This is a genomic window from Martinezella hainanensis (genome assembly GCF_900094555.1).
In the GTDB taxonomy this organism is placed as follows: Bacteria; Pseudomonadota; Alphaproteobacteria; order Rhizobiales; family Rhizobiaceae; genus Rhizobium; species Rhizobium hainanense.
In genome coordinates this window covers 204,282-229,579 of sequence record NZ_FMAC01000004.1, presented here as the reverse complement: position 1 = coordinate 229,579, position 25,298 = coordinate 204,282, and the positions used below count along the sequence as shown (strand labels likewise).

Genomic DNA, 25,298 nt, shown 5'->3' with positions numbered 1-25,298 from the left:
CGGCGAGCGAAGTTTCCAACCCGCGGCAAGACGCTGGATTTCACTCCGCCACAGCGGCAGCCCCCTCGATAGGTCGCGGCCGCCGCATCAGAAGAGCCTGCATCGGCCGTTCGAAGAATTTGAGAAGCACCACCGAGATCCCGATCGTGCAAAGTGTGGCCAGCGCCAATATTCCCGTGGCAGCGGATAGGGAGAGCTGCTTGCCCAGCAATTTGACCGGAAGCTGAAACGTGTAGGGGTGAATGAGGTAGAGCGAGTAGGACGCGTCTCCCAGCAGAACCAGAATGGCCCATATTTTCCCGGACGGCATCCGCATGAGCAGGAAGCCCGAAACGAACAGGACCGCAAACAGGCTTGAAGCGAAGAGGCTGGGGCCGGCGAGTGTCACGATGAAGAAGTAGGCTGCGCATGCCAGGAGAACGAGCACACTGGCGGCGACATTCGATCCGCCCCTGATGGCGCTGGAGGCCGAATACGCCTTATGAAGCATCATGCCGAGAACGAATTCGATCAATATCGGATTTGTATAGAAACGCCATTCGACAGATCCCTTCGGCCAAATCGCATGCAGCGCGATCAGGACGAGGATGGCGGCGGAGGCGAACCAGCTTGCCTTGGCGCCGAAGATCAGGCAGGCGCCATAGATTATGTAGAAAAACACCTCGTAACAGAGCGTCCAGCCCAGGAAAAGGATCGGCTGTATGGCGCCTCCGCTTTTCTGATAAGGGATGAAAAGAAGAGACTTGATGACCGTGTCCACGGTCACAACAGTCGAATTGAGCAGGTTGGGCTTCACAAGCGCAATCAAGACGACCACCAGCGTCAGCAACCAGTAGAGTGGAACTATTCTCGCAACGCGCTTGCGTGCGAAATAGACAAGCCCGCGTCCCGGATCGGAGGAGTAGCTGATGATGAAGCCGCTGAGGACGAAGAAAATGTCGACGCCGACTGCGCCCATGTCGAAGTAATTGCGATCGACATGGTACTCGAGCACAAGAGTGCGCCCGAAATGAAAGAGAACGACAGAAAAGGCGGCCACAAACCGGAGAAACTGGAGAGAGTCCAATTGCTTCGAGTTTGGCCGCCGAGTGGAAAGCACCTGCTCGTTAACCATGACGGCCCCGATCCGCTTTGATTGCTTGTTCCAACAAATCCGCCATTGCCGCCTGGGTGCTGCGGCTTGGATGCCAATTGCATCCGAAGTCCTTCGGTTTGACGCGTAAGTTCAGATAGCGAAGGCGACTTTCGCCTTTTGCGACGCTCGTCTGGACGGCGGCCTTGATCGCGTTCTCGGCCGTATCGAAATCCTTCTGAGGCATCATCGGGCCGAGCGCGGCGTAGAGATACGCTTTTGGAAACTGATATCTGAGTCTGGAGAGAAGCTTGGCGTATTCCCCGCCGAAATCGCTGGGATTCTTGCCGTCCGAAAAGTCGTTCGTCCCCAGATTGATAACCACTGCGGAAACACGCTCGTCAGGAAGACCAGGCGCACCGCTTCTCGACAGCGTTCCATTGTCAATGACGTCAAGCATGGTTTTGGTGCCCTTGCGAGCACGCGAAAGGCCAATTCCCGAAACCGCGAGCGTCGTAAGCTCCATCCCGAGGCTACGCGCTGCGACAGCTGCATATGTCAGATATTGATTTTCAGTCCCGGGGGTGAATTTGCATCCGGGACCGACACCCTCGACGCCATAGCCAGCCGTGATGGAGTCTCCTATTGCCACCATCTCTTCGGCCGATGCTTCCGCCGGGAGGAACGACCCGTCGGTTTCGGCCGAAACGAATAAGGTATCGCCAATCCATCCTTCGGTGCGACGCGTCGCGCGAACAACGTGGGCGCCTTGCTGCAAACCATCGGCAAGTTGATATCGGTGCTGCCCCGCCTGCAGATCGAGGCGTTGGGGAACACCGTCTAATTCGATCTCCAGGCTGTTTTGCCCGGCATCAACGAGGGTAATCGAGAGCGACGTGCCTTCGAAACGCAGCGTAAAACCGCTGCCGGGCCAGCCAAAGACAGCATCGCTGGCTGCAACGCGGCCGATCCATTTCGATGGCCGCTCGATCGTTTCCGCGGCAAAGATCGGTGGGGATGTACATAAAACCAGAAAGAGAGACGCAACCGCGACATCAAGCCTGATAGCCGGCCAAGGCCGCCAGCGCGCACCGATAGACAATTCGCCACCTCTTCGGCTGTGTCGGATCGATTCCTGTATTTTCGCTTTCTAATATAAACGCAGTTTGATCGCCGGCTGCGTCGTGGCGAGCGGCCAGAACGCATTATTCGACGCACACGCCCTGCGCGAAGGATGACGCACGGGAACAATAATCAGATGACGAAATAGGGCAGCGTTTAGAATTGTCATCATGCGGCTCATGTCGCCGCCATCGGCGATCATTGGCGGCAGATGGAAGCGGCGGCTCTCTCAGCGGCGCAATTCCAATCTTTGAGAAAAATATTCGCAATTGCCCATTTATCTCGCAGTTTTCTACGCTTTCGCGATGCAATTTTTCTGCGATGTATGCGACATTGAATGAAACCGCTCCAGAAACGGAAGAGAACGATGAACTGGTTGAAGACCGTTGCCGCCGCCGCCCTCGTGCAGGCTGCATTCCTGCTCCCCGCCCATGCCGGCGAAAACCTCAAGGCGATCCAGTCGGCCGGCGTATTCAAGGTCGGCACGGAAGGCACCTATGCGCCCTTCACCTATCATGACGAGAGCGGCAAGCTCACCGGCTTCGACGTCGAAATCGCCGAAGCGATCGCTTCCAAGCTCGGCGTCAAGGCGCAGTTCCTGGAAGGCAAATGGGACGGCCTGATCGCCGGTCTCGACGCCAACCGCTACGACACCGTCATCAACGAAGTCGGCATCACCGATGCCCGTAAGCAGAAGTACGACTTCTCCGATCCGTACATCGCGTCCAAGGCCGTGCTGATCGTCAAGGACAGCAACACCGACATCAAGGATTTCGCCGATCTCAAAGGCAAGAAGTCCGCGCAGTCGCTGACCAGCAACTTCGGCAAGATCGCGACGCAATCCGGCGCCGAACTCGTCGGCACCGACGGCTTCGACCAGTCGATCCAGCTCGTGCTGACCGGCCGCGCCGACGCCACGATCAACGACAGCCTCTCCTTCCTCGACTTCAAGAAGCACAAGCCCGACGCGCCGGTAAAGATCGTCGCCCAGCAGGCCAATGCCGATTTCTCCGCCGCCATCATCCGCAAGGGCGAGCCGGAGCTGCTCGCCGCCATCAACAAGGCGCTGGCCGATATCAAGGCCGACGGCACCTATGACAAGATCTCGAAGAAGTACTTCGGACAGGACGTTTCGAAGTAAGAAAGCATAGGCAGCGACATAAAACTGTGAAAAAGATGCGTCCGGGGTCACCTCCGGACGCATTCTCTTATCGAAAGGCTTCTCCGTGGAGCATTGGTTGCAACTGATGTGGGAGTCACTGAGCACGCTGCTTTGGGCAGGGCTCATCTTCACCATCCCGCTCACCTTGATTACCTTTGTCCTCGGCCTGCTGCTCGGTCTGCTTACCGCCGTCGTCAGATTGTTCGGCCCGGCGCCGCTGGTGGCCGTCGCCCGCTTCTATGTCTGGGTGATCCGCGGCACGCCGCTTCTGGTACAGCTCTTCGTCATCTTCTATGGCCTGCCGAGCCTCGGCATCCTGCTCGACGCCTTCCCGGCTGCCGTGATCGGCTTTACGCTCAGCGTCGGCGCCTATACGTCCGAAATTATCCGCGCCGTCATCTCCTCCGTGCCGAAGGGCCAATGGGAAGCCGCCTATTCGATCGGCATGAACTGGCGCCAGGCCATGAGCCGCACCATCCTGCCGCAGGCAGCGCGCGTCGCCGTGCCGCCGCTATCGAACACCTTCATCTCGCTGGTCAAGGACACCTCGCTTGCCGCCGCCATCACCGTGCCGGAGCTGTTCCAGGCCGCGCAGCGCATCGTCGCGACGACCTACGAGCCGTTGATCCTCTACATCGAGGCCGCCATCATCTATCTCGTCCTCAGCACCTTCCTGTCGACGCTGCAGGGTTACCTCGAACGCCGCTTCGCCCGCTCCGGCGGCACGCTGGAGGCACAGGCATGATCGAGCTTTCGCATATCGAAAAACGCTTCGGCGATAACGTCATCCTCAAGGATATCAGCCTGATGATCCCCGAGGGAACGGTAACGGCGCTTGTTGGGCCTTCGGGCGGCGGCAAGAGCACGCTCCTGCGATGCATCAACCTGCTCGAGATCCCGACTGCCGGAACGATCCGCATCGGCGGAGAGACAGCCACCTTCCAGCCGGGCAAGAAGCCGTCCTGGCAAGAAATTCAGAAGATCCGCCGCCAGACCGGCATGGTTTTTCAGAATTTCCAGCTCTTTCCGCATCAAACCGCGATCGGTAACGTCATGGAAGGTCTGACGACCGTGCTGCGCTGGCCGGCCGAAAAGGCCCGCGCCCGCGCCGTCGAGCTTTTGACCAAGGTCGGTATGGCCCACAAGATGGATGCCTGGCCTTCGACGCTCTCGGGCGGCCAGCAGCAGCGCGTCGCCATCGCCCGGGCGCTTGCCCCCTCGCCGCGCGTGCTGCTCTGCGACGAGCCGACCTCGGCGCTCGATCCGGAACTGGCGGCAGAAGTGGTCGACGTTCTCGGCAAGCTCGCCAACGAAGGCACGACCATGGTCATGGCGACGCATGACCTGCGCTTGGCGTCGAAGATTGCCAACAATGTGGTGTTCCTGGAAGCGGGCAGCATCGTCGAGACCGGCTCCTCGCGCAACCTCTTCTCCAACCCTTCGCAGGAGCGGACGAAGCAGTTCATCTCGACGCTGAATTCCGGGCTCAGCTACGACATCTAAGAGACCCGCACGGGTACACAGGTTTAACCCGATGGATAAGCCGCGCATTGACGCTGCGCGGCTTTGCGGTTAGCTCTAATGCCATGAACACGGCACTCGTTCTCGTAGTGGTAGGAAGGCGCATGGGCAGGATGGCGTAGCCATCCGGCGAAAGCACCCATGCGCGGTAAGCAGGCTCCTGGCGGGGCCTTTTTTATTGCCCGGAATCCGGGCGCACCTCGTCAGATCTTCCCCGACTTCCCAACCACACGACGGACAAGGCCATGACGCGCACCGAAAGCCGCATAGACCATTCATCCACACAGGCAATCGACGATCCAACGAAAAAAGGAGCCGCCGCACAACCGCGGCTGATAATCCTCATCCTGCTCTCGGCGCTTGCCGTGCTGCCAGTCAACATGATCCTACCGTCGCTGCCGAAGATTTCAGCGGCATTCCATGCCGATTTCGCCCTCGTGAACCTCTCGGTCGCAGGCTTTTCCATCGTCACCGCAACGCTTGAGGCGATCGGCGGGGCGATATCGGATCGGTTCGGCCGCAGGCCGGTCGTCCTGACGGCGCTCGCGATCTTCATCATCGCGTCGATCGGCTGCGTTCTCGCTCCGAATATCGGCATCTTCCTGCTGTGCCGCATGATGCAGGCATGCATAGGCCCCTGCTACTCCGTCGCTCTCGTCATCATCAAGGAAACCTCTGATGAGCACGAAGCCGCGAGCAAATTTGGCTATCTCGCCATGGGGTGGGCGCTGGCGCCTATGGTCGGTCCGCTGTTCGGCGGCTCACTGGATGAGTTCTTCGGCTGGCGGGCAAGCTTTGTCGTCCTTGCGATCCTCGGCATCGCCGCCTTCCTCCTCTCCATGAGCGAGTTAAGAGGGTCGAGAGCGCCCGCATCAGCTACGAGTAAGAACTATCTTGCCTCCTATGCGCTGCTTCTGCGTTCGGCACGCTTTTGGGCCTATACGCTCTGCATGGCCTGCTCGATGGGCGTGCTCTACATCTTCCTCGGCGGAGCACCGCTCACGATAGGCAATGCACTCGGCGGCTCGAGCGCCAGGCTCGGCTTTTACATGGGCCTGGTTCCCGCCGGCTTCATTCTCGGCAGCTATCTGGCTGGCCGCTACGGCGCAAGAATCCCCCTCGGCACCATCCTCGTCATCGCCCGACTTCTGACCTGCATCGGCCTGTCGGTTGGCCTCGCCTTGTCGCTGTCGGGCATGACGGAGGTTCTGGCGCTGTTCGGCCCCTGTATCTTCATCGGTATCGGCAACGGCCTGACCATGCCGGCCGCGAACAGCGGCGCCATGTCGGTCAGATCAGATATGGTCGGGACGGCCGCAGGGCTTGCCGCCGCCATGCGGATTGCTGGCGGCGCGCTCATCGGATCGATTGGCGGCTTGTTCATCGCGCAGTCGGCAACGATCCACACCCTGTTCGCCCTCATGCTGATATCCGCAGTGCTTGCGCTGCTGGCCGCGATCTGGGCAGCCTCGATCGGGAAACGGAGGTAATTGCGGCTTATCCGATATTCTTGCTCATATGGACAAGGAATCCGTCTTCCAGCGGCTCCTCGCGGTCGATCGTATAGCCATACTTGAGATAAAGCTGCACATTCTCGGCAAAGCGTTTGTTGGTGTAGAGCCGGATATCTTTCAGGCCGAGCGTAGCTGCGACATGCTCGGCATGATCCAGCAACTTCCTGCCGATGCCCCGCCCCTGATGGCGCGGCGATACGGCGATGTTCTCGATCAACAGGTGATCCTCTCCTGGCACCATCTCGATCAAGGCTACAAGCTCGCCATCGGCCTCCACGAGATCGATGCGATGCTTGCGCACGGCTTCGGCATAATCGACCGTCATCGGCAAAGGTTCGCGGCCAATGACAGGCACCCATTTGCCATAGGCTTCGCGTGTCAAAGCCCGCACGGCGTCGACATCGGCATCCGTCGCTGCCCGCAAGGAAATCGCTGCCGTCACTCCTCTGCCTCCGATAGCACCTGAACTTCTTTTGCGTCGTCTTCGTGGAACTGCGCAAGCCGGTCGATTTCCCTGCCGGCACCAATCTCACGCCGGCAGAATCTTGTAGCCCTTCAGCTCCCGCTCTACGCGCCCAAAGCCGGTGATGTGACCGCCGGCGACGATCCAGCCTTCGCGGGCGGCGGCGTCCAGAGCAGCTCGGCGGGTTCTAACGGCCAGCTCAGGATCGAGATCATAGACCAGGCCGATCTTCGGATCGCCGGGCTGCAGATCCCCCAGATGCAGGGCATCTCCCCAGATCAGGAGAGAATTATCGTCACCATGCAGCAGATAGCCGGTGTGGCCGGGCGTATGGCCCGGCAGAGGATGCGCCTCTATGCCGGGTAACACTTCGCCTTCTCCGATCCGCTTTATGCGCGACCCGTAGACGCGCCGCAGCTGCTCGGCCACCTTGAAGCCACCGCGCCGCGCCTCCGGCATCGCCTCGCGGGCGACGGGATCGGTGAAAAAGGCGATATCGCGGTCCGATACAAAGATGTCGGCATGAGGGAAATACGGCTTGTCTCCATCGAACAAGCCAAGAGCGTGGTCTCCATGGATATGTGTGAGCAAGACGCTCTGGATTTTCTCCGGCGAAACGCCCGCCTCGTGCAATGCCGAGCGCGCATGGCCGTATTTCGGTCCCCAGGACGTGCCTGTCCCGGCATCGACGAGAACGGCGCCGGCGGGTCCGCGGAGGAGGAAGCAATTCACATCCACCTGCAGCGTCGGCTTGCCCCAGGTTGCGATCGCCTGCTGCCTTGCAGCTTCGCCATCGACATGGATCAACACATCAGCCGGTGCTTCGAAGAGCCCGTCGAGCAGAAGGGTAACGCCATATTGGCCGATATGCAGGGAATGACCACTCATGGCTACGCCTCCGCCCGAAAACTGCACAAAAAGGGCCGGATCGGAGCCGGCCCCTTTCGTATCTTTATGGACGCTCAGGCGCCATAAACGACCAGCAGGTCCTTGGCGTCGATCTGGTCGCCGGCGCGCACCAGCACCTCGGAGATCGTGCCGTCCTTTTCGGCGTGCAGCGCCGTCTCCATCTTCATGGCTTCGATGGAAACAAGCACATCGCCGGCCTTGATTGCCTGGCCGGGCGAAACGAAGACCGTGGAGATGACACCCGGCATCGGCGCGCCGACATGAGCGGCATTGCCGGTCTCGGCCTTGCGGCGGATAGCGCTGCCGGAAGCACCATGGGCACGATCCGGCACCTTGATGCGGCGCGGCTGGCCGTTGAGTTCGAAGAACACCGTCACCATGCCCTTTTCGTCAGTCGCCGTCATCGCCTGGTTGACGATGACGAGCGTTTTGCCCCTCTCGATCTCGGCAAACAGCTCATCGCCTTCCTTGAGACCATAGAAGTAAGCCGGCGTCTGCAGCACCGAGACCGGGCCATAGGTGTCGGCCGCCAGGGCATAGTCGGTGAAGACCTTCGGATACATCAGGTAGGAGGCGAATTCGAAATCGTCGACCTTGCGCTCCAGCTTGGTCTCGATGACCTTGCGCTCCGCATCGAGATCGGCTTCGGCAAGCAGCGAACCCGGTCGGACGGTGTAGGGCTTGTCGCCCTTCAGCGCCTTCTTCTGCAGCGCTTCCGGCCATCCCGACGGCGGCTGGCCGAGATCGCCCTTCAGCATGGAGACGACCGAATCCGGGAAAGCGATGTCCCTGGCCGGGTTCTCGACATCGGCAACGGTCAGGTCCTGGCTTACCATCATCAGGGCCATGTCGCCGACCACCTTGGAGGACGGCGTCACCTTGACGATATCGCCGAACATCTGGTTGGCATCGGCATAGGCCTGCGCCACCTGGTGCCAGCGGGTTTCCAGGCCAAGCGAGCGGGCCTGCTCCTTGAGGTTGGTGAACTGACCGCCCGGCATTTCATGCAGATAGACTTCCGAGGCCGGTCCCTTGAGGTCGCTTTCGAAGGCGGCGTACTGGTGGCGAACGGCCTCCCAGTAGAAGGAGATGCGGCGGATCCATTCGGGGTCGAGGCCCGGATCGCGCTCGGAGCCCTTGAGGGCTTCGACGATCGAGCCAAGGCAGGGCTGCGAGGTATTGCCGGAGAGCGCGTCCATCGCTGCGTCGACGGCATCGACGCCGGCGTCGACAGCGGCAAGCACCGTCGCAGCTGCAATGCCAGACGTGTCATGCGTGTGGAAGTGGATCGGCAGGCCAGTCGCCTCGCGCAGCGCCTTGAACAGCACCTTGGCCGCAGCCGGCTTCAGCAAGCCCGCCATGTCCTTCAGCGCGATGATATGGGCACCGGCCTTTTCCAGCTCGACGGCGAGATCCGTATAATACTTCAGATCGTATTTCGGGCGGGCGGAGTTGAGGATATCGCCCGTGTAGCAGATCGCCGCCTCGCAGAGCTTGTTCTCCTCGGCCACGGCATCCATCGACACGCGCATGTTCTCGACCCAGTTCAGGCAGTCGAAGACGCGGAAGAGATCGACGCCGCCCTTGGCCGCCTGGCGGACGAAATATTTCACGACATTGTCGGGATAGTTGGTGTAGCCGACGCCGTTGGCGCCGCGCAAAAGCATCTGCAGTAGCAGGTTCGGTGCACCCTCGCGGATCAGCGCCAGACGTTCCCATGGATCTTCCGTCAGGAAGCGCATGGAAACGTCGAAGGTGGCGCCACCCCAGCACTCCAGCGACAGAAGCTGCGGCAGGGCGCGGGCATAGGTGCCGGCGATGCTCGCGATATCGTAGGTACGCATGCGGGTGGCAAGCAACGATTGATGGCCGTCGCGCATCGTCGTGTCGGTCATCAGCACGCGCTTTTCGCCGCGCATCCATTCGGCAAACTTCTGCGGGCCGAGCTTGTCGAGCAGCTGCTTGGTGCCATCGGGAACATTGCTGTCGATATAGGGTAGCACCGGCTGGGCAACCTTCGGCGACGGTGCAGGACGGCCGCGTGTTTCCGGATGGCCGTTGACCGTAACGTCGGCGAGATAGGTCAGAAGCTTGGTGGCACGATCCTGGCGCTTGACCTGCTGGAACAGCTCCGGCGTGGAATCGATGAAGCGCGTCGTGTAGCTGTTGTCGCGGAATTTCTCGTGCGTGATGATCGCTTCGAGGAAGGTGAGGTTTGTCGCGACGCCACGGATGCGGAATTCGCGCAGTGCCCGGTACATGCGGGCGATCGCCTCCTGCGGGTTCGGCGCCCAGGCCGTTACCTTCACCAGCAGCGGATCGTAGTAGCGGGTGATGATCGCACCGGTATAGGACGTGCCGCCGTCAAGGCGAATGCCGAAACCGGACGCCGAGCGATAGGCGGTGATGCGGCCGTAGTCCGGGATGAAGTTATGTTCCGGATCTTCCGTCGTCACGCGGCACTGCAGCGCATGGCCGTTGAGGCGGATGTCTTCTTGGCGTGGAACGCCCGATTCCGGTGTGCCGATGGCGAAGCCGTCGAGAATATGGATCTGCGCCTTGACGATATCGATGCCGGTGACGACTTCGGTCACCGTGTGCTCGACCTGGATGCGCGGATTGACTTCGATGAAATAGAATTTGCCGGTATCCGCATCCATCAGATACTCGACGGTGCCGGCGCCGACGTAATTCGTGGCTTCGGCGATCTTCAGCGAATAGGCCGCCAGCTCCTGGCGCTGCGCATCGGTGAGATAAGGTGCCGGCGCACGCTCGACGACCTTCTGGTTACGGCGCTGAACCGAACAGTCGCGCTCGAACAGATGTACGACATTGCCATGCGTATCGCCAAGGATCTGGCTTTCGACATGGCGGGCGCGCTCGACGAGCTTTTCGAGATAGACCTCGTCCTTGCCGAAGGCGGCCTTCGCCTCACGCTTGGCTTCCGTCACTTCCTTGGCGAGATCGGCCTCGGAGCGAATGACGCGCATGCCGCGACCGCCGCCGCCCCAGGAGGCCTTGAGCATGACCGGATAGCCGATCGCGGCCGCCATCTTGGCGACTTCCTTCATATCGTCAGGCAACGGATCGGTTGCCGGCACGACGGGCACGCCGACCGAGATTGCGAGATTGCGCGCCGCGACCTTGTTGCCGAGCTGACGCATCGTGTCGGCGCGCGGGCCGATGAAGATGATGCCGGCGGCATCGCAGGCATCGACGAATTCGGGGCTTTCCGACAGCAGGCCGTAGCCCGGGTGAATGGCATCGGCACCGGAAAGCTTGGCGACGCGGATGATCTCCTCGATCGACAGATAGCTCTCGATCGGCCCGAGATCGCGGGCAAGATGCGGGCCGCGGCCGACCTGATAGCTCTCGTCCGCCTTGAAGCGATGCAGCGCGAGTTTGTCTTCCTCGGCCCAGATGGCCACCGTTTTTATGCCAAGCTCGTTGGCGGCGCGGAATACGCGGATGGCGATTTCGGAACGGTTGGCAACCAGGATCTTGGAAATGGGCAATGCTGTCTCCTCACGGCATCGAAACGGGCAATGCTGCACCCGCGAAGAGAATTCTTAACTTCTTGTCACGGGAAGTTCAATTTCTCCTGCGACATCCGACATCAAAATAGTTGCTGTTACGGAATAAGTCCGTTTCTGAAAGCGATGGCAACGATGTGCTGCCGATTTCTGGCCTTCAGCTTGTCCTGGATGCTGTTCATGTACCAGTCGACGGTGTGATTGGAGATCGTCAGCAGCCGGCTGATCTCGATCGACGTCATGCCGTCGGCCAGATGGTTGAGCACTTCCATCTCGCGTTTGGTCAGTTTCAGATCGACCTTTCCCTGCGCCTCGAGCGATTGCGCTTCGTCACGCAGCTCCAGAAGCCGCCAGAAGGTCTTTCTGGCAACGGCATCGAAGAGCGAAAGCTCCGTTGGAGAGAGATCGACCGCCTCACCGCCGATCGTCATGCTGCCAAGCAGACCGCTTCGTCCGTGAATCGGAAAAATATAGCCATCGATAAGCCCGTTGGCGCGGGCATCCGCCATCATCTGCTCCATCCGGCGCCGGAGCGGATCCGATTTCTGCGCAGCCACGGCATCGCTCCAGCGGAAGGGGCGCTGTGCCTGGGTGGCATAGCGCGCGACCGGATCGACCAGCATATATCTCTTGCGGACATAGGTCAGCGGCCATTGATCAGGCCAGCGGCCTGCCAGGATGAAATTCGCAACATCGACATTCGGTCGCGTCTGCTTCAATACGCCATAGAAATCGAACTTATAGGAGCGGAGCACAAGCTCGAGTTCGGCCACGACATCCTTGGTACGCTTGCATTCTTCGATGACGACAAGCAATTGTATTAGCGAATGGATATTCACATTTACCCCTCGGCCTCGCAGCCTGAATTATCGGCGGACGAGCATTGCCACCCTGCTCGCTGGCCCCATAGCGCGCCTAATCGCCGGCAACATACTCAGGCCGGCGCGAAATTGAACGCCTTTGGCGATTTTTTTACCATTCAACCCTGAATGGCCGCCTTCGGCGTGACTTAATAGTAACGGATGATGCCGCGGCAGGGTCGTCCCCAAATTGTCACATTTCTGCGGCGGCCGATAGCACCTCGCTGCGTCGGCACGCGCTACGCGAGAAATTCCCTTGAAAAAACAGCGGCAGATTCCGTTAATCGCCGGTTCAGGTACCGATCTGTAGTGTCGCAGCATTCCGAGTTTTGCTGATGCACAGAGGGTGCCTGACGTGTCACTGTTCAAAGTCTATGCAAGAGCCCTGAAGTATCTTGGCGCGTATCGATACCGCGTTTGGATGGTCGTGATCGCAAACATCGCGCTTGCGATGACCACCATCTACGAACCGGTTCTGTTCGGCCGCATCTTCGACGCCATTGCCAAGAAAGAGGCTGTCACGCCCACGATGATATTGTGGGCTGGCTTTGCCGTCTTCAGTGCTGTCGCCTTCATCGTGGTGTCCCGCGAGGCTGACCGCCTTGCGCATGGCCGCCGCGCCTCCCTGCTCACCGAAGCATTCGGCCGCATCATCTCGATGCCGCTCTCCTGGCATAGCCAGCGCGGCACGGCGAGCGCGCTGAACACGCTTCTGCGCGCCTGCGAAGCGCTGTTCGGCCTGTGGCTTGAATTCATGCGCAACCATCTGTCGACCGCCGTCGCGCTCGTCATCATGGTTCCAACCGCCATGGCCATGGACCTGCGCCTGTCCGCAGTCCTCGTCCTGCTCGGCGTCTTCTACTGGATCATCGGCCGTCTGGTCATGAGCCGTACGAAGGATGGCCAGACCTCGGTCGAAAGCCACTACAACACGGTTTTCTCGCATGTCAGCGACTCGATCAGCAACGTATCGGTGCTGCACAGCTACAACCGCATCGAAGCTGAAACCAAGGCGCTGAAGTCGTTCACCGAGCGTCTGCTGGCGGCCCAGTATCCGGTCCTCGACTGGTGGGCGCTTGCCGGTGCCCTGAACCGCACGGCCTCGACCGTCGCCATGATGGCGATCCTGATGATCGGCACCGTCCTCGTACAGGATGGCAGCCTGAGCCTCGGTGCTCTCATCACCTTCATCGCTTTCGCCAACGTGCTGATCGGCCGTCTGGAACAGCTGCGCAACTTCGCCAACCAGATTTTCGAGGCTCGCGCCAAGCTCGTGGACTTCTACACGCTGGAAGATTCGGTCCGCGACCGCGAAGAACCGGCCGGCCTTGCCGAAATCAAGGACGTCAAGGGCGAAGTGGAATTCCGCGACGTATCCTTCGGCTTCGCCAACTCGTCGCAGGGCCTGCACGATATCTCCTTCACGGTGAAGGCAGGTCAGACCGTCGCCATCGTCGGCCCGACCGGCGCCGGCAAGACGACGCTCGTCAACCTGCTGCAGCGCGTCTTCGACCCGCAGAAGGGCCAGATCCTCGTCGACGGTCACGACATCACCAAGGTGACGCGCAAGTCGCTGCGCCGCTTCATCGCCACCGTCTTCCAGGATGCCGGTCTGCTGAACCGCTCGATCAGCGACAACATCCGCCTCGGCCGCGAAGGTGCGACGCAGGAGGAAATGATTCGTGCCGCCCAGGCTGCCGCTGCCAACGACTTCATCGAAACCCGCGAAGGCGGCTACGATACCCGCGTCGGCGAGCGCGGCAACAAGCTCTCGGGTGGTGAACGCCAGCGTATCGCCATCGCTCGCGCCATCCTCAAGGATGCGCCGATCCTCGTGCTCGACGAAGCGACCAGCGCGCTCGACGTCGAAACCGAAAACCGGGTCAAGACGGCGATCGACAACCTGCGCCAGAACCGCACGACCTTCATCATTGCGCACCGCCTGTCGACGGTCCGCGAGGCCGACATGGTCCTATTCCTGGACAACGGCCGCATCATCGAGAACGGCAGCTTCAACGAGCTCAGCCAGAGCAACGGTCGCTTCGCCGCCCTCCTGCGCGCCAGCGGCATCCTGACGGACGAGGAAGTCCGCAAGGCACACGCAACGGAAAACGAAGCGGCCTGATCTTCGCAAGGAGCCCAAGATCGAAGCCGGGAGAGCGATGCTCTCCCGGCTTTTTGCTGTCGAGGATTTGAGCGTGGTAACGATTGTCGCTCAGGCGCGATGGCATGTTCGATGTATGCCCCTCACCCCAGCCCTCTCCCCGCAAGCGGCGCGAGGGAGTTTACCGCACAAGATCAGCACCTTTATCCGCAGGTGCCACAAACACGGAACAGGTCCCCTCTCCCTGTTTCAACGGGGAGAGGGCTAGGGTGAGGGGCTTTGCCTGCAGAAACCCAACTCCGGAAAACACAGCCCATCAAATACGAAGAAAGACCCGGCGGGAAAACCGGGCCTTTCCGTTTTCTGATCGGAGGTCAATACGGGCGAATGCCGACTGGAGTTAGGGTCGGCACCCGACTAGCATCGGATCAGAACTTGCACTCGAAGCTGAACATGCCGCTCATTTGCCAGAGCCGATCCCGTAAGCCTGGTCGCCGCAACCTCGGCAACGGCGGTAAGATCGATGGACCGAACCGCGTGCGGGCACGCGGCACGGCAGAAGCCTGGAAGCCTTCAATGACGCTTTCCGAAATGAGCGGGCATTGCGATCCGCGCCGCAGGCGCCTTCGCCACACGCTGGCCGGCAAGCTCAAGCCGCTTGTGCTCAAGGTGATAGGCATAAAGGAATTGCGCGGCGATGCCGACGACGACATAGATTGCGCCGACGACGGGGCTCTTGTTGGTTATATAGAGCAGAACCTGGCCGGCCATCGCGAGGATCGTTCCCGCAACGAAGATGTTCAGCGAATGCCGCCCGAGGATCGTCAGCGGGTGGCTTGCCGAACGGCGCAGCAGCGCGGAAATGGACGGGATGCTGACGATCAGATAGGCGAGCGCCAAGACATGCAGCAGCCGCGGCAGCGACAGGAAGGTCTTGTCGAAGCCGGTAACGACGGTCGGCAGGCCAAGCGTGGCAAGATAGTCGCCAAGGATCCAGAGCTTGTCGGTCACCCAGATGAAGGACAGGAGCACATAGGCGAAGGCCAGCGCGATCAAAACCGGATGGGCAGGAATCTGCCCGCCGCGCTTGACATGCATGCTGGCGACGAAGCCGATGACGAACAGCAGCTGCCAGGACAGCGGATTGAGGAACCAGAAGCCGTCAAGCAGCGTCGTATGCGGCGCGATGTAATAGATGCCGGACACCAGCCAGACACCGATGGAAATTGCGAGCAGAAGCAGGGGATTCCTTGCCTCGAGCAGCATGATCAGCGGCAGCATCAGGAACAGAGCGCCGTACATGGGCAGAATGTTGTTATAGCCGATCTGGTGCCCGAGCGTCAGCAGCGCGGGTATGCCGCGCGCCGGGTCCATCAGCAGGGCAAGGATATTCACCTCGCAGAGCAGGCCCTTCTGGTGGAAAATCCACGCGCCGGAAATGAAGAGCACCAACGTCACGAAAGTCGTGATCATATGCGCGGTATAAAGCGTGAAGGCGCGTCTGACCGCCTTCCATGCCATCTTCAGCCGATTGCCTGGAAGAAATTTCGTTCCGTAAGCAAGGCCGACGGAAATGCCGGAAATCAGCACGAAAGCCTCGGCGCCGTCGGAAAATCCGAAATTCTTCGAGGTCAAGTCCTCGAAAATCTGCCCCGGCACATGGTTGATAAAGATCATGATCAGAGCCAAGGCTCTGAGAACATCCAGTCGGGTATCCCTCTGGGAGACCGGCTTCGGCAAACTCACGCGTTGTGCCGGCTCCGGGCTCATGTTCGCCCTCGAATTCATAAAACTCTCCTGTTCCGACAATCAAATGCAATCGGGGCCAAAGAGTTCCCCCTTTGGCCCCGATCGTCGAAGCGAAACAGTGCAGAAACGCTACTGTCCGACCGGATAGCCCTCTTCGGGATGGGCGACCGCCCTGTCATTGATGGTGACCGAGTATGTCGCTGCATCGGGCGCTTTTGAGACGGAAATACGGTAATTTCCGCTCGGCAGTTCGATATCCGCCGCAAAGCCGTCCCAGTTCGAAGGCAAGGCCGGCTTGACGAAAAGCCGTCCGTTTTTCACGCGGATACCGAGAATGCCTTCGACAGCGACGCGATACAGCCAGCCGGCGGATCCCGTGTACCAGGTCCAGCCGCCACGGCCCGTCAATTGTCCTTCGCCGTAGATATCAGCAGCGACCACATAGGGCTCTACACGATAGGTATCGGCCTGATCACGATCGCGTGCATGGTTGATCGGGTTCAGCATGTCAAAGCAATGCCAGGCATCGTCGCCGCGATTCATCTCCGCCAGCGCCATGACCACCCAGGTGGCCGCATGGGTATACTGGCCGCCATTTTCGCGCACGCCCGGCGGATAGGACTTGATGTAGCCCGGATCGCGGGCCGACTTGGCAAAGGGCGGCGTGAACAGCCGGATGATGCGGTTTTCGTCATCCACCAGCTTGTCGAGCACAGCGTTCATCGCCTTCTCGCCGCGTGCCCTGTCACCCTCGCCGGAGAGAATGTTCCACGACTGCGCGATCGAATCGATCTGGCATTCGAAATTCTCGGCAGAGCCGAGCGGGCTGCCATCATCGAAATAGCCGCGGCGATAGTGACCGCCATCCCAGCCAGCCGATTCCAGCGCCTTGCGCAGTTCCGGCAGATGATCCGACCAGCGCTTGACGCGCTCCTTGTCGCCGCGTGCTTCGGCATAGGGCAGGAAGGCGGTAAGCATGCCGGCCAGGAACCAGCCGAGCCAGACGCTTTCGCCGCGACCCTGGATGCCGACGCGGTTCATGCCGTCGTTCCAGTCGCCGCCGAGGATCAGCGGCAGGCCGTTGCCGCCCTTGCGCTTGATCGCAAGATCAAGGGCCAAGGCCGCATGTTCGTAGACGCTGACTTTGTCCTCCGACACCTTCGGCTGGTAGAACACGTCATGCGTTCCCGGCATCAGCGCCGCCCCCTCGACGAAGGCGAGCTCCTCGTCGAGAAGCGACTTGTCGCCCGTCACCGTGCAGTACTGGTCGATGGCATAGGCGAGCCAGACGACGTCGTCGGAGATATGCGTGCGCACGCCGGCGCCGCTGCCCGGCAGCCACCAATGCTGCACGTCGCCCTCGCGGAACTGACGCTGGGCCGCATTGAGGATCTGGTTGCGGGCAAGCTCCGGCTTATGCACCAGGAATGCCAGCGTATCCTGCAGCTGATCGCGGAAGCCGAAGGCACCCGACGACTGGTAGAAGGCGGTACGCGACATGATGCGGCAGCCAAGGCTCTGATAAGGCAGCCAGGCGTTGATCATGTTGTTCATCGCCTTGTCCGGCGTCGAGATCTTCACATGACCGGTGAAGCCGTTCCAGAACTCGCGGCCTGCCGAAAGTACGGCCTCGAAATCGGCCTTGCGGATTTCCGAAACGAGCGCCCGGGCTTCCTCGACGGTCGCCGTATCGCCCATATAGAAGCAGATTTCCTTTTGCTCGCCGGCGGCAATCGCCACGTCGAAGGCCAGAGCACCGCAGGGGTCGCCATCGAGATCGGCCGAGTTGGAGAGTGCTGCACCCGTCACCACGGCTTCCGGCATCTGGATCGTGCCATGGCGGCCAATGAACTCGCGGCGGCTTGCCGAGAAGCTCGAATGCGTCTCGCTCGCCGCCATGAAGGCGGTCCGCTTGAAGTAATCGATGCTGTAGGGGTTGTTGGCAAACAGAGCGCCCGTTTCCTCATCCAGCGTCGACAGGATGAAGGGCCTGGTCTTGTTCTGATTGATGCCGAGCACCCACTCGGCATAATTATAGACGCGCAAGCGCTTGCTATCAGCACCGTTATTGCTGAGCCGCAGACGGAAGAGCTTGACCGGACGCTCGCGATCGACGGTCTGCGTCAGCTCCAGCGCGACGCCATCCTCTTCGCTCGAGAAGACGGAATAGCCAAGACCATGACGCGCCTCGAAACGGACCTTCGCATTGCGCGACAGGCCGGCATAGGGCGTCATGACCTTGTTGCTGTCGAGATCGGCGACATAAAGCGCCTCGCCCGGACGGTTGATGACCATGTCGTTGGTCCAGGGTGTCAGCTGGTAGTCGCGCGAATTGTGGCTCCAGGTGAAACCGCCGCCTTCGGCAGGAACATGGAAGCCGAAGCGCTCGTTCGAGATGACGTTGACCCACGGATGCGGCGTCGACTGGCCACCCGGCAGACGCACGACATATTCGCGCCCGTCCTTGGAGAAGCCGCCGTAACCGTTCCAGAAATCGAGATCGTCCTGCGCCTCGAGAGGCTCGGCCGCAAAGACCGTTTCCTGCAGCGCGGCAGGCACGGTGAGACGATTGGCCGACGCTGGCTCGTCGGACTGTGCCGAGGCAAAAAGCGTCGCCGCACGCGCGATCTGATCGACGAGCTTGCCGTTGCGGGCATGGAAGATCACCCGCGATGCGGCAAGAATCTCCTGATAGGTCTCGTTCTCGATCAGGTCCTTGCGAACGGAGAAGATGTTCGGCCTCAGGCCATCGCCCTGATTGTGGCGAACGTGCTCGACGAACTTGTCCAGTTCGCGCTGCATGTCCTGCGCATGGTCGACGGCGCGCTCGTTGACGATGACGAGATCGGCGTTGATGCCGCGCGAGCGCAGATATTCCGCCGCCATCAGCGCTTCCCTGGCGATTTCGAGATCGACATCGTCATTGATGCGCAGCGTGAAGATCGGGAAATCGCCCGAGATCGTCACCGGCCAGAGAGCCGACTGCGAATGCAGACCGGCCTGCACGGTGGCGCCATCGGCGCGCAGGTGCATATCCGGATAGACGAGATAGCGTGCGAGCTTCTGGAAGGCGGCCGCCTGCTGCGAGGTGACGCCGACATGGCGCATCTGCATCTGCGTACGGGTCCAGGCCTGCGTGAGTTCGATGCCGAAGGTGTCGGGATTGCGGTAACGCTCGACAGCCTTGTCGACCTCTTCCCGGTTCGGCGCGGCGATGGTCCAGAAGATGATGCTGACCTTCTTGCCGGCTGGCACGCGAACGACGCGACGCAGCGACAGGCAGGCGTCCATGGTGAAGCCGTCCGTGCCGGAGAGCGTCGCGCCCGGATCGAAGGCGGCGGCCTCCGCAAGCGTGCGGCCGCGGCCGAGGAACTTGCGGCGATCGGTTTCGAATTCGGTCGGACGTTCCGATCCGGCATTGTCGACGACCAGATGGGCGACTGACATGTCCGGCTCATTGTAGTCGCGCTTGTTGCGCTCGGCGCGGATCACGTCGCCGCTCTTGCCGATCTCGGTGCGCACGAACATGCGCGTGAAGACCGGGTGACCGGAATCGACGTCGTCGCTGGCAATCGCCGGCTCGAGGTAGGAGGTCACTTCGATGAAGCGATCTTCCGTGCCCATGTTGAGCAGCGTGACGCGTCGGCCTTCGGCATCGTGCTCGGTGGCGACGATGCACTCGACGTCGCTGGTGAGATCGCCGACCGTCTTGCTGTACTCGGCCTTTTCATCGCTGAACGAGACCTTGGTCTTTTCTCCTTCGATGCTGCGCGGCTCGGCCGTCGCCGACCACCACTGGCCGGAGGCGGTGTCGCGCAGGAAGATGAAGGTGCCCCAGCGGTCTTCCGTCGGATCGGCGCGCCAGCGCGAGACGGTCAGGCCGTTCCAGCGCGAGTAGCCGGCGCCGGTCGCCGTCAGCATGACGGAATAATGGCCGTTGGAGAGGAAGGCGAGCTCGCGATCCTGCGTCGCCGGGTCGGCGATCTTGCGGATTTCCGGGCGCAGCATGTCTTCCTGGATATTGGCCGGCTGGTCGCTTTCGTGCTTGGCGGCCATGACCGGAATATCGCGCGGCGCCTTTTCCTGCAGCAGCAGTTCGGCGGCTTCGATCACCGGATCGGCATGGAAGAGCTCGCGCAGGCGGCCGTTGAAGGCGACGTTGGCGATCGCGGCGATCGACATGCCGTGATGGTGCGCATAATAGTTGTAGACCACCGCGCATTTCTTGCCTTCGGGAACACGGGTCGGCGTGAAATCGACGGCATCGTGGAAGCCGTAGATGCCGAGCGCGCCGACCTTGCGCAGCTTCTGCAGGTTTTCCAGCGCCGCGGCCGGGCGATACTGGCTGGCGAGGATCGAGGCGTAAGGCGCGATGACGGCGTTCTGGCCGAGGCCGCGCTTGAGGCCGAGGGAGGGCACACCGAAATTGGTGTACTGGTAGTGCATGTAATGGTCGCGGGCATTGAAGGCCGCTTCCGAAATGCCCCAGGGGATGTCGGAGCCAAGACGCTTGGCGTAGTTCATCTGCTCCTGCACGACCAGATTGTTCGTCTGGTTGAGGATACCGCCCTGACGCTCCTGCATGACGAGCGGCGGCATCAGATATTCGAACATCGAGCCGGACCAGGAGACCAGCGCTCCGCGCGAACCGACGGGCACGACCTGACGGCCGAGGCGATACCAGTGCTCGGTCGGCAGATCGCCCTTGGCGATGGCGAAAAGGCTGGTGAGGCGGGCTTCGGAGGCCAAAAGGTCGTAGCAGGCCGCATCGAGCTCGTTGGTTTCGACGCGGAAGCCGATGGAAAGCAGGCGCCGCTCCGGACGATAGAGGAAGGCATATTCCATGCCGAAGGCGAGTTCGCGCATCTGATCGCGCAATTTCGCCAGGCGCTGGCGCAGCGAATCCACGTTGGCGAGATCGAAGATGCTGTCGGCGATATGGCCTTCGCAAACCCTAACCAGCGACTGCGACCAGGTGAGCACTTCGCCGCTCTGCGTCGACTTCACCTCATGATCGAGGTTTGCCGCAAGCTTCTGGATATCCTGTGCCAGCACCGAAAGGTTGATGACGCGGATCGAGGCGAACTCATGCTCGCGCTTGACGGCGGCAAGCGCGTTCTGGAAGCCGGCGATGCGCTCTTCCAGGCGGCGGCGCAGCGGCCGCACCGTCTTGCGGTCGTCCGGAAGCTCGGCAAGCGTTTCGGCGAGAATGCCGGCGACGTCGCCGATACCGTCCAGATTGCCCTGCATATGCGCAGATGGCGCTTCCGCCCAGATGCGGCAGGCGGACGAAACGGCAATCAGGTGGCCGGCGAAGTTGCCGCTATCAACAGCCGAGATATAGCGCGCGCCCATCGGCTTCAGCGTATCGGTGTGATACCAGTTGCACAGGTGCCCACGGAACTTTTCGAGCTTTGCCACGGTCGCCATGGTCTTTTCCATGCGATCGATGGTTTCCTCGAAGGACGTCCAGCCGAAATGGCGGGCCGAAATGACGGACAGCAGGTAGACGCCGATATTGGTCGGTGACGTCCGCGATGCGACGACGGCATTCGGGGTCTGCTGCACGTTATCGGGCGGCAGATGGTTCTGCTGTTCGACGACGAAGGTCTCGAAATAACGCCAGGTGCGCCGCGCGATCTTGCGCAATTCGAACGAAACGCTTTCCGGCACTTCGAGCCGGTCTTCGGTTTCGGCCGACTGGCTGACATACCAGGCGATCGCCGGCGACAGGACCCAGAGCAGCGCAAAGGGAATGCCGACAAAGAAGGCGTTGTCGCCGGAGAGCGACGCAAAAGCCAGAGCCAGCAGCGCCAGCACGGGCGCATGCCACATGACGCGGTAGTGGCCGAGGATCGTCGTCTGTGCCGCCGCTTGGGCACTTGCCGCGGTTCGCCATTGCAGCATCAGCTTGCGGCTGACAAAGGCGCGGTAGAGCGAGCGCCCGATGGCGTCGGCCATGATGCAGGCGCCGTCGGCAATGAAGACGATGCGCAGCGCCACCTGCGCATTGGCGGCGCGGATATCCGACCAGACGGTGTAGAGATGGGCACGGGCGACGATATCGCTGGTGCGCGGAATGATGCCGTTGATGAGCGACAGCGTCGGCGCGACGAACAGGCAGAAGATCAGAAGGATCTGCCAGATCAGCGCCGCCAGCGGCTCCATGAAGTACCAGCCGAGCACTGAGGCGAAGAACCAGGCGATCGGCGTCAGCGAACGACGCAGATTGTCCATCATCTTCCAGCGGCCGAGGCCGGTGACGCCGCGCTTCGGATTGAAGAGATAGGGAAGGAGCTGCCAGTCGCCGCGCGCCCAGCGATGCTGGCGCGAGACTTCCACTTCATAGCGGATCGGGAAGTCTTCGACGAGTTCGCAGTCCGTGACGAGAGCGCAGCGCGCCATCGAGCCTTCGAGCAAATCGTGGCTGAGAACGGCGTTTTCGTCGATCTTGCCCTTCAGCGACGCCTCGAAGGCATCCACATGATAGAGGCCCTTGCCGGTAAACGTGCCTTCTTCGACCAGATCCTGATAGACGTCGGAAACGGCGAAGACGTAAGGGTCGAGGCCGCGATTGACCGAGAAGACGCGCTGGAACACCGACGCATCCTTTCCTGTCGTCAACGACGGGGTAACGCGCGGCTGCAACACGCCGTAACCGCGCACGACGCGCTTGCTCTCGGGGTCGAAAACCGGGCGGTTGATCGGGTGATGCAGCTTGCCGACGAGCTTCGTTACCGTATCGCGCACCAGGCGTGTATCGGAATCGAGCGTCATCACATACTGCACGTCCTTCGGCACGATATTGGCGCCGGGCAGGAAGGTGGTGTCGCGGTCGCCGCGCAGGAGCATGTTCAACTCATGCAGCTTGCCGCGCTTGCGCTCCCAGCCCATCCACGCGCCTTCGGACGGATTATAGAGACGGCGGCGATGCAGCAGGTAGAAGCGCTGAATGCCATCCTCGTCATAGCGCGCAGCCAGATTGGCCACTTCGCGACGGGCATAATCGAGGATTTCCAGATCGCGCTCGCTCTCCTCCTCCTGGCTGTCGGGCCAGTCGCTGAGCAGTGCGTAGTAGATCTCGCCGCCCGGATTGGCGAGGTAATGGACTTCAAGATTGCGCACGAGTTCGTCGACGCTGTCGCGATTGCCGATCAGCGTCGGCACGACGACCAGCGTGCGGGCTTCTTCCGGAATGCCGTCCTTGAATTCGTAGCCGACCAGACGCGCCGGCGTCAGATACATGGTGACGAAGAAATTGAAGAGGCCGGTGGCGCCTTCCGACGCCGGCAGCGAGAACATCAGTAGCAGCAGGATGGTCTCGGCCCAGCCCATGCCGGCATGCAGCATGAAATAGCCGACGACGACCAGCGCCACGACGGTCAGGAACAGCACCGGGGCTGCGATCGACAGCCAGTTGAGCTTGCGCCACTGGCGCACGAAACTGACCGAAATCGGCGCACGGTAGCCGATTGCCTTTTCCAGCTTCTGGGTCTGCTGACCCATGATGAAATCGCCGATATTCGGCTCGCGCGCCTGCCCTTCGCCCGATGCCTTGGCGGCCTCGGTCATCGCCATGGCGACCTGGGCGATCTCCATTTCGGTCTTGTCGGAACGGCGGGCGAGCTTTTCGATGCGGCGGCGGTAGCTGTTGCGCGAGCCCGGATCGAGCTTGGCGTAGTCGGTCTCGTCCCAGAGCAGCTTGTCGACGGCGCTGACCTCTTCGACCCAGACGGACCAGTCGGTATCGTCGATGAGACGCAGGCTCTTGATGATGTTGCCCATCGTCACATTGCCCGACGACAGGCGATTATGCTCGGCCATCATGACGCTTTCGGCGTCGGTGCCGGCCTCGGCAAGCCGCTTCTCAAGCCAGGTGACGGCGAGACCCGACGTATGTGAGCCGTCGCGCAGGCGATAGAGGAACTGTGTGGCGAAGGTATTATCCGAGGTTAAAGGCTCGAGCGTCTTCAGGAACTCGGCGACCTTGGCATCGTCGTTGAGACGGATCAGCTCGTCGACGGCGGTATTGGCCTTCTTGCGGGTAATGCGGCTCTGCTCGACCCGGATCGAAATGCGGCGCAGGTTTTCGACGAGGATGTAGCGCACCAGCGAAGGAACGGCCCAAAGCTCGCCGATCTTCAGCATCTCGACAGACTGGAAACCTTCGACGAGCGCCAGCAGGCCCTGATTGGATACTGTGCTATGCGTGTGGGCGACGTAAAGCCATGCAAGCGCCATAGTGCGCGGCATCACCATGCCGTCGATGGTCAGCGTCTGCAGCTGGTCGTAAAACTTCTTCGGAAAATCGCGGCGGACTTCCTGAATGGCTTCTTCGATGATGTAGTGGTTGTCGAGCAGCCATTCAGCCGCCGGCGTAATCGATTCACCAGCGTCGACATCGGCATTGGCCGAGCGATAGACGCGCAGGATCTCTTTTTCGTTTTCCTTGTGCCGCGCGAAGAAATCGAAGGGCGCAAAGCCCGGCAGCTTGGTTTTCGCGCCATTGCGGGCGAAGGTCGCGCCGCATTCCCTTATCTGCTCATTGGAAAAATAGGTGGCGCGGATCGCATCGTTATGATCGATCTGCTTGGCTTCAGAATCGCGCGGCGTAACGGTGGAGAGATTTTGAGATGTCATGGATTCGGGTTCTGGGTCCAAACAGAGTGAGTGGCATTATCGCCTTTATCGTCTTTGCCCTGCCCGACACAAGAATTCACGCATTTGGACCCTTTTGCTTCGCTTCCCGGCGGGCGAAGGGGGTGAATTCGAAATGACGGCTTAGAACAAACAAACAGAGGCGAAGATTTTCACGGGGCCATTCTTAAGGATCGTGGCGCTTTGCCATTATCCCGGTTGGGTGCCCATGAAACTGGATACGCGGCCAAATGGTTCCGGCAGCGATCCGCAGACGTCAACGACAATCAATCAAGGTCACGAGGCATTCTCCTTCGGCTGATGGATCCGCTTTCGGAAATTCAGCATGGTTCGGCATATTGACCTCTCAATATCCCGCAGAAGATGAACTTAAACTGAACCCCCTCAAAAGATTCGCAAATTCCTGTCGGAGCGCATCGCTTTCACGGCAGCGCATGGCCTGGCTCGAAGCCAGCACGCCAAAACCGATCTGGCCCAATCCCATGCCTGCCACAAAAGACGGCCCCTTTCCCGATCCCGGAAAGCTCAACGCAAAAGATCGCTTGATCCCTCCGCATCACCAAGGCTTGGCTGCGCCAATCGCCTTCGTGAACCTCCTCATGTTTTGGGGGTGAAGTTTACTGTTTTCACA

Annotated in this window: 13 protein-coding genes; 5 read left to right on the top strand and 8 right to left on the bottom strand. The window is 60.8% G+C overall.

The genetic code is table 11. The annotated features are described in order from the left end of the window. Nucleotides 1-40 precede the first annotated feature (40 nt). Nucleotides 41-1,114, bottom strand: a complete 1,074-nt coding sequence (locus GA0061100_RS14770; RefSeq protein ID WP_075853464.1) for an acyltransferase family protein — start codon at nucleotides 1,112-1,114, stop codon at nucleotides 41-43. Then, nucleotides 1,107-2,174: an SGNH/GDSL hydrolase family protein gene (locus GA0061100_RS14765; protein ID WP_075853463.1), complete on the bottom strand. Its 1,068-nt coding sequence runs from the start codon at nucleotides 2,172-2,174 to the stop codon at nucleotides 1,107-1,109. The genes GA0061100_RS14770 and GA0061100_RS14765 overlap by 8 nt, the downstream gene beginning before the upstream one ends. 387 nt (nucleotides 2,175-2,561) lie before the next feature. Between GA0061100_RS14765 and GA0061100_RS14760 the strand changes: the two genes are divergently transcribed. From GA0061100_RS14760 to GA0061100_RS14745, 4 genes are all read left to right on the top strand, one after another. Continuing rightward, on the top strand, nucleotides 2,562-3,335 hold the full coding sequence (locus tag GA0061100_RS14760; protein WP_075853462.1) for an amino acid ABC transporter substrate-binding protein: 774 nt from the start codon (nucleotides 2,562-2,564) through the stop codon (nucleotides 3,333-3,335). Nucleotides 3,336-3,420: 85 nt separating this feature from the next. Beyond that, a complete protein-coding gene (locus GA0061100_RS14755; RefSeq protein ID WP_075853461.1) occupies nucleotides 3,421-4,101 on the top strand; it encodes an amino acid ABC transporter permease in 681 nt (226 codons plus the stop codon). Further along, nucleotides 4,098-4,859, top strand: coding sequence for an amino acid ABC transporter ATP-binding protein (locus tag GA0061100_RS14750; protein WP_075853460.1), 762 nt, complete (start codon nucleotides 4,098-4,100; stop codon nucleotides 4,857-4,859). Before GA0061100_RS14755 ends, GA0061100_RS14750 begins: the two co-directional genes overlap by 4 nt. 263 nt (nucleotides 4,860-5,122) lie before the next feature. Beyond that, nucleotides 5,123-6,367 carry an MFS transporter gene (locus tag GA0061100_RS14745; RefSeq protein WP_075853459.1) on the top strand — a complete coding sequence of 415 codons (1,245 nt, stop codon included), beginning with the start codon at nucleotides 5,123-5,125 and terminating at the stop codon, nucleotides 6,365-6,367. A 7-nt stretch (nucleotides 6,368-6,374) separates the two neighbouring features. Here GA0061100_RS14745 and GA0061100_RS14740 read toward each other — a convergent pair whose 3' ends face one another. The 4 genes from GA0061100_RS14740 to GA0061100_RS14725 all read right to left on the bottom strand — a co-directional run bounded on the left by GA0061100_RS14740 (nucleotide 6,375) and on the right by GA0061100_RS14725 (nucleotide 12,135). Next, nucleotides 6,375-6,833: a GNAT family N-acetyltransferase gene (locus tag GA0061100_RS14740; protein WP_075853458.1), complete on the bottom strand. Its 459-nt coding sequence runs from the start codon at nucleotides 6,831-6,833 to the stop codon at nucleotides 6,375-6,377. Between the two features lie 87 nt (nucleotides 6,834-6,920). Beyond that, the gene (gene aidB, locus GA0061100_RS14735; RefSeq protein ID WP_075853457.1) at nucleotides 6,921-7,742 is read right to left on the bottom strand and encodes an AidB family quorum-quenching N-acyl homoserine lactonase; all 822 of its coding nucleotides are present in this window, start codon (nucleotides 7,740-7,742) and stop codon (nucleotides 6,921-6,923) included. A 74-nt stretch (nucleotides 7,743-7,816) separates the two neighbouring features. Beyond that, nucleotides 7,817-11,278, bottom strand: coding sequence for a pyruvate carboxylase (gene pyc / locus GA0061100_RS14730; protein ID WP_075853456.1), 3,462 nt, complete (start codon nucleotides 11,276-11,278; stop codon nucleotides 7,817-7,819). A gap of 116 nt (nucleotides 11,279-11,394) precedes the next feature. Beyond that, on the bottom strand, nucleotides 11,395-12,135 hold the full coding sequence (locus tag GA0061100_RS14725) for a helix-turn-helix transcriptional regulator (protein ID WP_075853455.1): 741 nt from the start codon (nucleotides 12,133-12,135) through the stop codon (nucleotides 11,395-11,397). A 376-nt stretch (nucleotides 12,136-12,511) separates the two neighbouring features. Here GA0061100_RS14725 and GA0061100_RS14720 point away from each other — a divergent pair, with 376 nt between their 5' ends. Beyond that, entirely contained in the window at nucleotides 12,512-14,281 is a 1,770-nt protein-coding gene (locus GA0061100_RS14720; protein ID WP_075853802.1) for a glucan ABC transporter ATP-binding protein/ permease, read from the top strand. Between the two features lie 552 nt (nucleotides 14,282-14,833). Here GA0061100_RS14720 and GA0061100_RS14715 read toward each other — a convergent pair. Both GA0061100_RS14715 and GA0061100_RS14710 read right to left on the bottom strand, forming a co-directional pair. After that, on the bottom strand, nucleotides 14,834-16,030 hold the full coding sequence (locus tag GA0061100_RS14715) for an OpgC family protein (protein WP_075853801.1): 1,197 nt from the start codon (nucleotides 16,028-16,030) through the stop codon (nucleotides 14,834-14,836). Nucleotides 16,031-16,138: 108 nt separating this feature from the next. Next, nucleotides 16,139-24,649, bottom strand: coding sequence for a glycoside hydrolase family 94 protein (locus tag GA0061100_RS14710; RefSeq protein ID WP_075853800.1), 8,511 nt, complete (start codon nucleotides 24,647-24,649; stop codon nucleotides 16,139-16,141). Between the last annotated feature and the right edge of the window lie 649 nt (nucleotides 24,650-25,298).